At 72.0% G+C, this 11,864-nt stretch carries 6 protein-coding genes; 5 read left to right on the top strand and 1 reads right to left on the bottom strand.

Annotation, left to right across the window (positions count from 1 at the left end):
- The first annotated feature begins 35 nt into the window (after positions 1-35).
- From ACFRMN_RS07485 to ACFRMN_RS07505, 5 genes are all read left to right on the top strand, one after another.
- Positions 36-2,969, top strand: a complete 2,934-nt coding sequence (locus tag ACFRMN_RS07485; RefSeq protein WP_383014699.1) for a family 78 glycoside hydrolase catalytic domain — start codon at positions 36-38, stop codon at positions 2,967-2,969.
- On the top strand, positions 2,966-4,276 hold the full coding sequence (locus ACFRMN_RS07490; RefSeq protein ID WP_383014702.1) for an extracellular solute-binding protein: 1,311 nt from the start codon (positions 2,966-2,968) through the stop codon (positions 4,274-4,276). Before ACFRMN_RS07485 ends, ACFRMN_RS07490 begins: the two co-directional genes overlap by 4 nt.
- Positions 4,273-5,259 (top strand): carbohydrate ABC transporter permease, encoded by a 987-nt coding sequence (locus ACFRMN_RS07495; protein ID WP_383014705.1) that lies wholly within the window; start codon positions 4,273-4,275, stop codon positions 5,257-5,259. Before ACFRMN_RS07490 ends, ACFRMN_RS07495 begins: the two co-directional genes overlap by 4 nt.
- Entirely contained in the window at positions 5,256-6,119 is an 864-nt protein-coding gene (locus ACFRMN_RS07500) for a carbohydrate ABC transporter permease (protein ID WP_383014708.1), read from the top strand. The genes ACFRMN_RS07495 and ACFRMN_RS07500 overlap by 4 nt, the downstream gene beginning before the upstream one ends.
- Before the next feature lie 76 nt (positions 6,120-6,195).
- Positions 6,196-10,308 (top strand): hypothetical protein, encoded by a 4,113-nt coding sequence (locus ACFRMN_RS07505; protein ID WP_383014711.1) that lies wholly within the window; start codon positions 6,196-6,198, stop codon positions 10,306-10,308.
- A gap of 16 nt (positions 10,309-10,324) precedes the next feature.
- On the opposite strand, the gene ACFRMN_RS07510 is transcribed toward ACFRMN_RS07505, so the two are convergent.
- Positions 10,325-11,815 (bottom strand): FGGY family carbohydrate kinase, encoded by a 1,491-nt coding sequence (locus ACFRMN_RS07510; protein WP_383014714.1) that lies wholly within the window; start codon positions 11,813-11,815, stop codon positions 10,325-10,327.
- Positions 11,816-11,864: the final 49 nt, after the last annotated feature.

Genomic DNA, 11,864 nt, shown 5'->3' on the forward strand with positions numbered 1-11,864 from the left:
ACGCGCCGCTCCCGGCGCGAAGGAAGGACGTGCTCGTGTCCCTGCGGCCCTACGCCCTGCGATGCGACCACCGCGCCACCCCGCTGGGCATCGATGAGGCCGCGCCCCTGCTCTCCTGGCGGCTCGCGTCCGCGCACCGGGGCGACGCGCCACTCGCGTACCGCGTGCGGGTCGCCGACCGGGCCGAGGACTTGGACGAGGGTGGCCAACCCCTCTGGGACAGCGGCCGGATCGAGGACCCCGACGCGATCGGCGCCGTCTACGCAGGACCCGCGCTGAAATCCCGTACGCGCTATCACTGGCGGGTCGCCGTCTGGCCGGCCAACCGGCCGGACCCCAACGACGCGACGGCCGAGGCCGGTTCGGCCGCCGCCGTCGAGGCGACGTCCTGGTTCGAGACCGCGTTCCGTGGCACGGACGAGTGGCGTGCCTCATGGATCGGCCACGATCCCCGCCCGATCCCGGTCATGGACGCGCCGACCGAGGGCGAACGCGCCCTGGACGACCACGGTCTCGCCCCCAGCCCCACGCTCCGGCGCGCCTTCACCGGCCCCGCCGCCGTCCGCGCCCGGCTCTATGTCAGCGCGCGCGGTCTGTACGAGGTCCGCCTCAACGGCACCCGGGTCGGCGACGCGGAACTCGCGCCGGGCTGGACCGACTACACCCGCCGCGTCCAGTACCAGACGTACGACGTGACCGAATTGGTCCGTGACGGCGCGAACGTGCTCGCCGCGACCGTCGCCGACGGCTGGTGGAGCGGTTTCGTCGGCTTCGAGCCCCGCAGGGCCGGCGCCCACTACGGCGCGTCCCCGCAGTTTCTGGCGGAGCTTCATATCGATCACGCCGACGGGCGCACCACCACTATCGTCACCGACGACACCTGGCGTACCCACACCGGAGCGATCCGCCACGCCGATCTGCTCATGGGGGAGTGCCACGATCTGCGGCACGCCGCCGACGGCTGGGATCTGCCCGGCTTCGACGACACGGCGTGGTCACCGGCGCTGATCACGGACACCGACCATCGCCTGCTCGTGGCGTCCGTCGACGAACCGGTACGGGCCACGACCGCGCTGCGCCCCCGCTCGATCACCCGCGTTCCCCGTCAGGAGGGCGAAGAAGAGCGCGGCGACGGCGGACACGACACCCATATCGTCGACTTCGGCCAGAACCTCGCCGGCCGGGTACGGCTCCGTGTCGCCGGACTCGCCCCCGGCGCGCGGGTGGTCGTACGCCACGCCGAGGCACTGGACGGGACGGGCCGCCTCTACACCGCGAACCTGCGCACCGCCGCCGCCACCGACGTACTGATCGGTGACGGCCGTGAACACATCGTCTTCGAGCCGCGCTTCACGTACCACGGGTTCCGTTTCGTGGAGATCAGCGGAGTCCCGGGGCTGTACGACTCCGATGTCGTCGCCGTGGCGCTGCACAGCGACACACCATGGTCCGGCGCGTTCGACTGCTCCGACCCCGAGATCCGCCGGCTCCACGACTGTGTGGTCTGGGGACAGCGCTCGAACTTCGTCAGTGTGCCCACGGACTGCCCGCAGCGCGACGAACGGCTCGGCTGGCTCGCCGACGCGCAGGTCTTCCTGCCGACCGCCGCGCTCAACGCCGATGTCGCCGCGTTCTTCACCAAGTGGCTCCGCGATATCGAGGACGCCCGCACCCCCGAGGGCGGCTTCACCAATGTCGCGCCGCGCCTCACCGGCGTGGCCGACGAGGGCGCCCCCGGCTGGGGCGACGCGGGCGTGCTCATCCCCTGGCATCTGTACCGCACCTACGACGACCCGCGCTTCCTCTCCCGCGCGCTGCCCGCCATGCGCGCCTGGATCGATCTGATCCACCGTCACAACCCGGACCTGATCTGGCGCCGGCACGTCGGTCCGCACTTCTCCGACTGGCTCGCCCCCGGCGTCCCGACCCCGCGCGACGTCATCGCCACCGCCTACTTCGCACACAGCACGCGCCTGACCGCGAGTGCCGCCGAGGTGCTGGGGCTCGCCGATGTGGCGCGCGACTGTCACCGGCTGGCCGCGGACATCCGTACCGCCTTCAATGAACAGTTCGTGACGACCGACAAGAACGCGGAAGGCGACCCCACCGTACGGATCGCCGGCGACACCCAGACCGGCTATCTCGTCGCCCTCGCCTTCGGCCTGCTGCCCGAGGACGCCACCGGCCCCGCCGCCCGGCGCCTCGCCGAACTCATCGAGTCGGCCGAACACATCGAGTCGGCCGGGCCCGTCCTCCGGACCGGCTTCCTCGGCGTCGCGCTCGCCGCGCCCGTTCTGGACGCGTACGGCCGCGCGGACCTGGCACACGCCCTGCTGCGCCGTACCGACGTGCCGTCCTGGCTGTTCCCGCTGCGCCACGGCGCCACCACCATCTGGGAACGCTGGGACGGCTGGACACCCGACAAGGGGTTCCGCGCCCCCTCGATGAACTCCTTCAACCACTACGCGCTCGGCTCGATCGGCGAATGGCTCTACCGGGGCGTCGCCGGACTCGACCAGAGCCCGGACTCCACCGGATACCGGCGGCTGCTGATCCGGCCCCGTCCCGGCGAACTCAGCCACACGAGCGCCGGCTACGAATCGGCCCGGGGCACCGTCACCGTGCGCTGGGAACGCCACGACCACATCCTCGGCCTGCGCGTCCAGGTGCCGCCGGGCGCGAGCGCCGAGGTCCACGTACCCACCGACGACCACGGCTCGGTCCGCGAGTCGGGCGCGGTGCCGGTGGACGGCGAGCACCTCACACTCCTCGCGACCACCCCCGCCACCGACACCGCCTGCGGCCACTCGGTCTACCGCGTCGGCTCGGGCGTCTACCGCTTCACCGCGTCGTACCCCTCGCGTCCCACGGGTGGGTACCCCACGGCGCCCGTCGCGAGCGCCGCGCCCCGACGTGCTCCAAGCCCGGCGCCGTCGCGCGCCGGATCCCACGAGGAGGACACACCATGACCACGGGTTCCCGCAGCCTGCCAGAGCCTGTCCCGGGCACGGTCAGCCGCCGGGGGTTCCTGCGCGCCGGCGGCGGGGTCGCCGCCCTGGCGGCGCTTCCCCCGCTGCTCACCGCGTGCTCCAGCTCCGGCGGCTCGGACAAGGTACGTATCGTCGGCGTCGCCGACCAGCAGAAGCCCATCGAGGAACTGCTCGCGCTCTACCGCAAGAGCCACCCCGACCCCGCCTTCTCCACCTCCTTCGCCCCCACCGACCAGGTGCAGACGGTCGTACGCACCCAGCTCGCCGGCGGCAACGCCCCCGATGTGCATGTCCTGTACCCCGGCAGCGGCAGCGCGATGTCCATGGTCGAACTGGCCAAGGCCGGACTGCTCACCGACCTCGGCGGGCAGAAGTGGACCCAGCGCATCCCCAAGAACTTCGATCCCGCCTACCGCCACGACGGCAAGACCTATCTCTACTCCGCGGGCAGCAGCGTCATCGGCGCCATCTACAACAAGAAGGCCTTCGCCACGGCGGGCGTCCAGCCGCCCAGGACCTGGAGCGAACTGCTCGATGTCTGCGCCAAGCTCAAGGCCAAGGGCATAGTGCCCATCGCGCTCGGCGCCCAGACCCCCTGGGTCACCCAGCTGATCAGTTACGCGCTGGTCCCCAACGCCGTCTACGCCAAGACCCCGGGCTTCGACGCCGACATGGCCGCCGGCCGCGCGAAGTTCGTCGGCTCCGGCTGGGCCGACGCGATGGGCAAGTACCAGGAGCTCCAGCGCAAGGGCTTCTTCAACGACAACCCCAACGGCACCACCTACGAACAGCAGACCTCGCTGGTCGCGAGCGGGAAGGCGGCCATGGCCGTCCAGGTCTCGGCCGTACTCGCCAACTTCCGGCAGGCCACGCCCACCCCCGACGACCTGGGCATGTTCCCCTTCCCCGGCGGGGACAACGCCGCCGAGCCATGGATCCCGGCGGGCATCGTCGTCGGCCTCGGCGTCGCCGCGCACGCCAAGAACCCGGCCGAGGCCAAGGCGTTCATCGAATTCCTCGGGCAGCAGCAGAACATCAACCGCTGGGCGACGGCCGTCTCGGCGATCCCCTTCACCCGCGACGCCACCACCGAGATCGATCCCGCCCTGGCCGACTTCCTGCCCATCATCGACGCCAACCGCGCCGTCCCCTTCATGGACCAGAGCTGGCCCAACGCCGAGGTCCAGCCCGCCCACTTCGCGGCCGTACAGGAACTGCTCGCGGGGAAGACGGACGTCGCGGGCGCGCTGGCGAAGATGGACCAGGCGTACGGGAAGACATCGTGAACTCCCCGCCCGACACGGCCACTTCCGACCACGAACGGCCCGGCGCGGCGGTCGGCGCGGCGCCCGCGAAGAGCGGCGCGCCCGCTCCGGCGGGACGGACCCGGCGCCCTCGCGACGCCACCCTCCCGCCCTGGGCCTTCGTCGTCCCCGCGCTCCTCGTGTACGCCGTCGTCGTCCTCTATCCGAGCCTGGCCGGGGTGGTGTACGCCTTCACCGACTGGTCCGGCGTCGGCGACTTCGCCTTCGTCGGCCTGGACAACTTCCGTGCCCTGCTGGACGACGACCGCGCCCTGGAGTCCGTCAGCAACACCCTGCTGCTCACCCTCGCGGTGGTCATCGTCCAGAACGGCATCGGCCTGCTGCTCGCGCTCGGTGTGAACGCCAACATCAGGTCCCGGTCGCTGCTACGGGTGATCTTCTTCGCGCCCGCCGTCGTCAGCCCCGTCATGGTCGCCTTCCTGTGGAAGTACGTCTACAACCCGGACAACGGCGCCGGGCTCAACGGCATCCTCGGCGCCCTCGGCCTCGGCGGACTGCGGCAGGACTGGCTCGGCAACCCCTCGCTCGCCCTCTGGTCCGTCGCCTCCATGGTCGTCTGGCAGTACGCCGGATACTCGATGGTCATCTTCCTCGCCGGCCTCCAGGGCGTACCCGCCGAACTCCACGAGGCCGCCCGCATCGACGGCGCGGGCACCTGGCAGCGCTTCCGCTATGTCACCTGGCCGCTGCTGGCCCCGGCGCTCACCATCAACCTCATGCTGTCGACCATCGGCGGCCTCAAGCTCTTCGACCAGGTCTACGCGGCCACCAACGGCGGCCCCGGCACATCGAGCGAGACCCTCTCGACCGTGCTGTACAAAGAGGCCTTCGTCTTCGGGAAGTTCGGCTACAGCACCGCCGTCGCGCTCGTCCTCGCGCTGTTCGTCGCCGCCGTCTCCCTCGTCCAACTCCGTTATCTGCGCGCCCGGGAGGTCACCGCGTGAGCACCACCGCCACGACTCCCCGCGGCACACCCAGGAAGCGCCGCCCCCGCTACGGCAGTTACGGCCTGGAACTGGTCATGGCCGCCGTCGCGGTGGTGTTCCTGTTCCCGGTGTACGCGCTGGTCACGCTCGCGATGAAGGACCCGGCGCAGATCGCGGACTCGCCCCTGTCGCCGCCCGCGCCGCCCACCTTCGCCAACTTCGGCAACGCGTGGTCCGCCGCCTCCCTCGGACCCGCCCTGATCAACAGCACGATCATCACCGTCATCAGCCTGCTGCTGCTGATCGTCCTCGGCTCCACCGGCGCCTACTACCTCGCGCGCCGCGCCCGCGGACTCGGCTACGGGCTCTACATCCTCTTCCTGCTGGGCATCGTGCTGCCGTTCCAGCTCGGCATGATCCCGCTGTACAAACTCGTCGACGACCTCGGCTGGCTCGGTACGTACCACGGCATGGTCCTCTTCTACACGGGCATCCAGCTGCCGTTCACGGTCTTCCTCTATACGGGGTTCATCCGCGCCCTGCCCCAGGACTACGCGCAGGCCGCACTCATCGACGGCTGTAACCATCGCCAGGCGTTCACCCGTATCGTCTTCCCCCTGCTGCGGCCGATCACCGGCACCGTGATCATCCTGAACGCGGTCTTCATCTGGAACGACTTCTTCACCCCGCTGCTGTATCTCGGCGGATCCGGCAAGGAGACCGTCCCCGTGGGCGTGTTCTCGTTCGTGGGCCAGTACGTCTCCGACTACGGCCTCGTCTTCGCCGGTCTGGCGCTGGCCGCCCTGCCGATCCTCGTGGTCTTCCTGCTGCTCCAGCGTTATGTGATCAAGGGCTTCGCGGGCGGGCTCAAAGGCTGAAGGCCGAAGAACCAAAGGCTGAAGGCCGAAGAACCAAAGGCTGAAGGCCGAAGAACCAAAGGCTGAGGAACACTTCATGACGTACGTAGGACCCTCCCTCCCCACGAGCATCACGGAGGTCCTGACCGAACCGCCGCGCGCGTTCTCGCCCACCGCCATCTGGTGGTGGAGCGGGGAACGGCTCGACCGCGCGCGCCTGCGCGACCAGCTCGAACGCTTCGCGGAGGGAGGGGTGTTCAATCTGGTTCTGCTCAACCTCGCGCCGTCCGGGCCGCTGTTCGGCTCCGACGCCGACGACCCCCCGTTCCTCTCCGACGCCTGGTGGGCCCTGCTCGAAGGGGTCTGCGACGACGCGCGCGAACTGGGCATCGGGCTCTGGTTCTACGACCAGCTCGGATTCTCCGGAGCCGACCTCCAGGCACGCCTGGTCGACGAGCGGCCCGGGTACGCGGGCCGCAGGCTCGACCGCGTACGTGCCGTGGTCGACGGCCCCGGCGAGCTGCGCTGCCCCGACGGCGGGCACCCGCTGGCGGGCCACGCGGAGCCGGTCGACGGCGAAGGATCTCCCGTCGGTCCGGCGATCCCGCTCCCTCTCGTCGCGGACGGAGGGACCGTGACCGTACGGGCACCCGGCCCCGGACGATGGCGTCTGACACTCCATCACCACACGCCCCTCGGCTTCGACTACCTCGGCGCCGACGCGTGCGCGGCGCTGCTGGCCGGGGTGCACGGCGAGTTCGAGCGACGGCTCGGCGACCGTCTCGGGACCGTCGTCGTCGGGTCGTTCCAGGACGAGCTTCCCTCCTTGCCCACCTGGTCCGCGGAGTTCGCCGACGCCTTTAGGCGGCTGCGCGGCTACGACCTCGTACCGCGTCTGGACGCCCTGTACGAGGACGGCGCGCACCGGCCCGAAGCCCACCGGATCCGCCACGACTACCATCTGACCCGCGCCGAACTCGCCGAAGCGGCCTTCTTCCGCCCCCTCGCAGCCTGGCACGAGCGGCACGGGCTGGTCGTCGGCTGCGACCAGCAGGACCCGGCCCGCGCCGGACACCCGGTCGCCGGTGTCGAGCTGTACGCGGACTACGCCCGTACTCACCGCTGGTTCTCCGCGCCCGGCTCCGACCACCACGGGGACGCCCGGATCCACTCCTCCCTCGCCCATCTGTACGGCAGGCCCCGGACCTGGATCGAGGCATTCCACTCCACCGGCTGGGGCGGCACGCTGGAGGAGACCTACGACTGGCTCCTGCCCTGGCTGCGCGCCGGCGCGACCCTCTACAACCCGCACGCCGTCTACTACACGACCAAGGGCGGCTGGTGGGAGTGGGCGCCGCCGGGCACCGACTGGCGCCAGCCGTACTGGACACACCATCGCGTCTTCGCCGACGCCGTCACCCGGCTGTGCGCGATCCTCAGCCTCGGCCGCCATCTGTGCGACACCGCGATCCTGCTGCCCACGACCACCGCCCAGACCGGCGCCGCGCTCGACGGTGTCTCCGCCGACGCGCGCCGGGCACAGGCGGTCTATCTCGAACTCGTCGGGGACATGACCTGGTTCAGGACCCTGCCTGGGGTGACCGACCGGCTCGGCCTGGACGCCGATGTGATCGACGACGACTCCCTCGCCCGCGCCCTGGTCAGGGATACGGGCGACGGGACGCGGCTGTGCGTGGCGGGCGAGAGCTACGCGACGGTCGTGCTGCCCGCGTGCACGGCGCTCGAAGAGGACACCGCGCTCCGGCTCATCGAATTCGCCTCGGCGGGCGGGGAGTTGATCGCGATCGGCGCGCTCCCCGAGGAAGTCATCGGCCGGGACGGTGCCGAGGGCCCGGACAAGGTACGGGACGAGCTGCGCGCCTGCTTCGCCGACGGCCGCGCGGTCCACGTCCCCACGGTGGACGAGCTGGGCGAGGCGCTGGGGCGGGACCGGGCGCGGGCCGGGACGGAACCGGTCGTACGGGCGTCGGTACCGGCGCTCGCGCGCCGGGTGGAGGACGCGACGGTGGTGTTCCTGACCGCGGCCTCGTGCGACGCGCCTCGTGCGACACGCGCGGCGGTCGCCGCTCCGGACGAACGTGGCGCCGCGCAGGGCTGGATCGACGCCCGTTACGACTTCGACCCCGACCGCTATGTGCGCCGCGCACAGGTGCGGGTCAGGGATGTGGAGGGGCCGGCCGTACTGCTCGACCCCTTCGGCGGCCAGCCGCGTACCGTACCGGTCCGGCGTGCCGAGGACGACGAACGGGCCGTGGAGGCCGAGGTGCCGTTCGACCGCGGGCCCGCGGTGGTGCTGGTCTTTCCGGCGCGGGCGGCGGAGCGGTCGGGGACCACGGACCGTACGGGGCGTAAGGGGCGTACGGGGTGTGTGGACGGTCTGGTCCCGGCGGGCACGGCCCGTACGGCGGTCGAGGTCCCGGCGGACGCCGAGTGGGACATGACGCTGATCCCGACCCTGGACAACACCTGGGGCGACTTCGCGCGGCCCGCGACCGGGCCGGCCGACAGCGCCGTCGTCGAGTGCCGTACGTTCCGGCGGGGCCGCGCAGGCGATCCGGCCCGGCCGAGGGCGCATGCCACCTTCGGGCCGCACGCGCTCCTGCTCGATGGCGATGGCGATGGCGATGGCGTCAGCCGCTCGACGCTCGAATGGTCCGACACCCGGGGCATCCACAAGGACCCGATCCACCGTGATGTCCTCGGACCCAAGGGGCATGTGCCCGAGGAGTTCGTACGGATCGGCCCGACCGCCGCCGGGACGGTGGCACGCGTCCGGACCGAACTGCTGCTGGACGAAGCCTTCGACGGACATCTGGCGGTGGGCGCCGCGGCGGCGAAGACGGTACGGCTCGGGGGCGTCCCCGTCGCGCTGGACGACGGGGGCCATCTCGCCATGGGGCCGGTACGGCTCGCGCCCGGCAGCCATCTCCTCGAACTGGACCTGACACCCGGTCAGGACGTTGATCTGCGCGCGCACGTGGCGCTCGTACGCGATGCGGAGCGCTATCGCCGCCCCGAGTGGATCCTCGCGCCCGGTGGCCGCGCCCGTGTCGCGACGACCCTGACGGTCACTGACCCGCCCGCGCGGGCGATCGTCCAGATCGCGGCCCGGGGACGCTGTGTCCTGCGGGTCAACGATCACGTGGTCGGCATACAGGGCGGATTCGACCCGTACGCCGAACACTCCGTGCCGCGCGTGCGCCGGCACGACATCGCGTCGGCCCTGCGGATCGGCGCCAATGAGCTGGTGGTGGAGACGGACAACGGCGAGGACCCCGCCGTCCTGGTGGACGCGGCCCTCTATGACCTCCATGGCCGGTGCGTGACGACCGTCCACAGCGACGGCACATGGCGGGCCGAGCGCGCCGGTGAACCGGTGCCGGTCGTGGTGCGCCGGGAACAGGCGGGGGACCCGGCCGCGCTCTATCTGCGCCGCCGGCCGCATCCGCTTCCCGGCGCCGCCTGGCTGGACCCGGACGCCGACGACGGCACGGTCGTACCGGTCGGCTTCGCCGTCCCGGGAGCACGGCCGGGAGTGGAGTGGTTCCGGTGCGAACTCCCGCCGGGCACACGCGGATTGACGGTCGACACGTATGGCGCGACTGCCGTGTTCATCGACGGTCGCGAACAAGCCGTGACATCGGCCGGCAGCGGTCCCGGCAGCGGACCGGGCGGCGGCGGTGTGGCCGGCCCACGTACCGTGACCGTCGATCTGTCCGCCGACGGCCCCTCCGGGACACGGACCGCCGCCCTCCGCGTGGAGACCCGCCCCGGCCGCCAGGGCGGCGCCGCGCTGGCGGGCCCCGTACGGTGCGAGGTCGGCCCCGGGCGGATCCGCACCGGGGACTGGGAGGCACGCGGCCTCGCCGAGTACAGCGGCGGGGTGCGCTACAGCCGCGTGATGACCCTGCCCGCCGACGCCGGTACCGGGCAGGTCTCCCTCGACCTGGGGCGGGTGCGGGGTACGGCGGAGGTACGGGTCGACGGTGTCGCCGCCGGGGTGCGGGTGTGCTCCCCGTACGTCTTCGATGTGACGGGTCTGGCCGGGCCCGGGGAGGTCACGGTCGAGATCACCGTGTTCGGCACACTCGCGCCGTATCTGGACGCCGCGAGCCCGACCCACTTCGTCTTCCCGGGGCAGCGCGTCACCGGCCTGATGGGCCCCGTACGGCTCATCACCGGCCCGTAGGGCCGACGGCCGCCGCTCAGTGGGCGGCGGCCGGCCCCCGCCACCGGTTCCGCGCGCTCCCGACCCGGAACAGATAGTCGGCGTAGGCCTGTTCGTAGAACGCGACGCCCGCCGGATCCGGGTCCACCACGGCGTCGGGCGCGGTCCACGCCGCGACGTCCAGGCTCTGCCCCAGCTCCGCTCCCCGGACGTCGACCGCGGCCAGCACGGCGCCGCGCGCGCCCGGTTCCGGCCCCCGCGCGACCCGTAGCGGGCGGCCGAGGACATCCGCGAACAGCCGCAGCCAGGCGAGGCTGCGCGCGCCGCCGCCGCACACGGCCAGCTCGCCGGTGAGCCCCGCGGCCTCCAGACAGTGCCGGGCCGCGAACGCGATGGCCTCGCACATGCCCCGTACCAGATCCTCGCGCGAGGCCCGCAGATCGAGACCGGTGAACTCCGCGCGCGCGGTCGGATCGACGAACGGCGCGCGTTCGCCGGACGGGGACAGATAGGGCAGCGCGGCGACCCCCCGGGCGCCGCGCGGGGTCGCGTCCAGGATGCCGGAGACCTGGTCATGGGTGGTGCCGGTGAGATCGAGTACCCAGTCGAGCGCGACCGTACCGGTCATCGCGGGCAGTGCCCGCATATGGCGGTCGGGCCGGGCCAGCGCGAGATGGAAGCCGACGGGGTCGTCATCGAACGCGACCCGCTCGACCACCACTTGGCACGCCAGGGTCGTACCGACGATCAGGAGCCCGTCGCCGGGCTCGGTCACACCCGCGCCGATCGCGCTCGCGGGAAGGTCGTAGGGACCGGAGGTGACGGGTGTACCGCGCGACAGGCCCGGGGTGCGGCCATGGGCCTCCCCGTACGGCAGGGTCGCCGCGATGGGCGGCAGCAGCCCCGCGCGGTGCTCCAACCCGAGGGCCGCGAGCGCCTCGGGGGAGTAGGCCCGGGTGCGCGGGTCGAGGAAGGGGACGGACGCGTCGGACAGATCGGTGGCGCGCTCGCCGGTGAGACGCAGCTGTACGACGTCCTTGCAGCACGCGGCGGTCGTGGCCGCGTCCAGGGACGCCGGCTCGTTACGGTCGAGCCACGCGAGCAGAGGCCCCGGGGAGCCGGGAAAGAGCACGTTCCCCGTACGCCGGTACATCTTTTCCGCGGTGCCGTCATCCATCCATCCGGCGACGAGCTCACCGGCCCTGCCGTCCATCCACGAGAGCGCGGGACGTACGGCGCGCCCCTCGGCGTCGACGAGCCACAGGCCGTCGCCCTGACCTGTGATCGCGACCAGGGCGGGCGCGCGTCCGCCGGTCACCGAGCCGAGGACGTCTGTGGCGGCGAGGACCACCTCTTCGACGTCCTGCTCGACACCGTCACCGGAGCCGCCGAGCGGGATCGGCTTCGATTCCACCCGCAGCGCCGTGCCGTCCTCGGCGAAGGCCGCGGCTTTGACGATCGAGGTTCCCAAGTCCAGTCCGACGAACACCCAGTCTCCTCCGGTCGATACGGCGAGCGTGACGAGCATGACGAACGTGTGAGCGTGACGAGCATGACGAGCGTGTGAGCGTGGCGAA

The organism is Streptomyces sp. NPDC056835, assembly GCF_042789485.1.
In the GTDB taxonomy this organism is placed as follows: domain Bacteria; phylum Actinomycetota; class Actinomycetes; order Streptomycetales; family Streptomycetaceae; genus Streptomyces.

Excerpts from the sequence above, each read along its gene's own strand:
- ACFRMN_RS07490 (WP_383014702.1), top strand. The coding sequence starts at position 2,966 with ATGACCACGGGTTCCCGCAGCCTGCCAGAGCCTGTCCCGGGCACGGTC.
- ACFRMN_RS07505 (WP_383014711.1), top strand. The coding sequence starts at position 6,196 with ATGACGTACGTAGGACCCTCCCTCCCCACGAGCATCACGGAGGTCCTG.
- ACFRMN_RS07510 (WP_383014714.1), bottom strand. The coding sequence starts at position 11,815 with ATGCTCGTCACGCTCGCCGTATCGACCGGAGGAGACTGGGTGTTCGTC.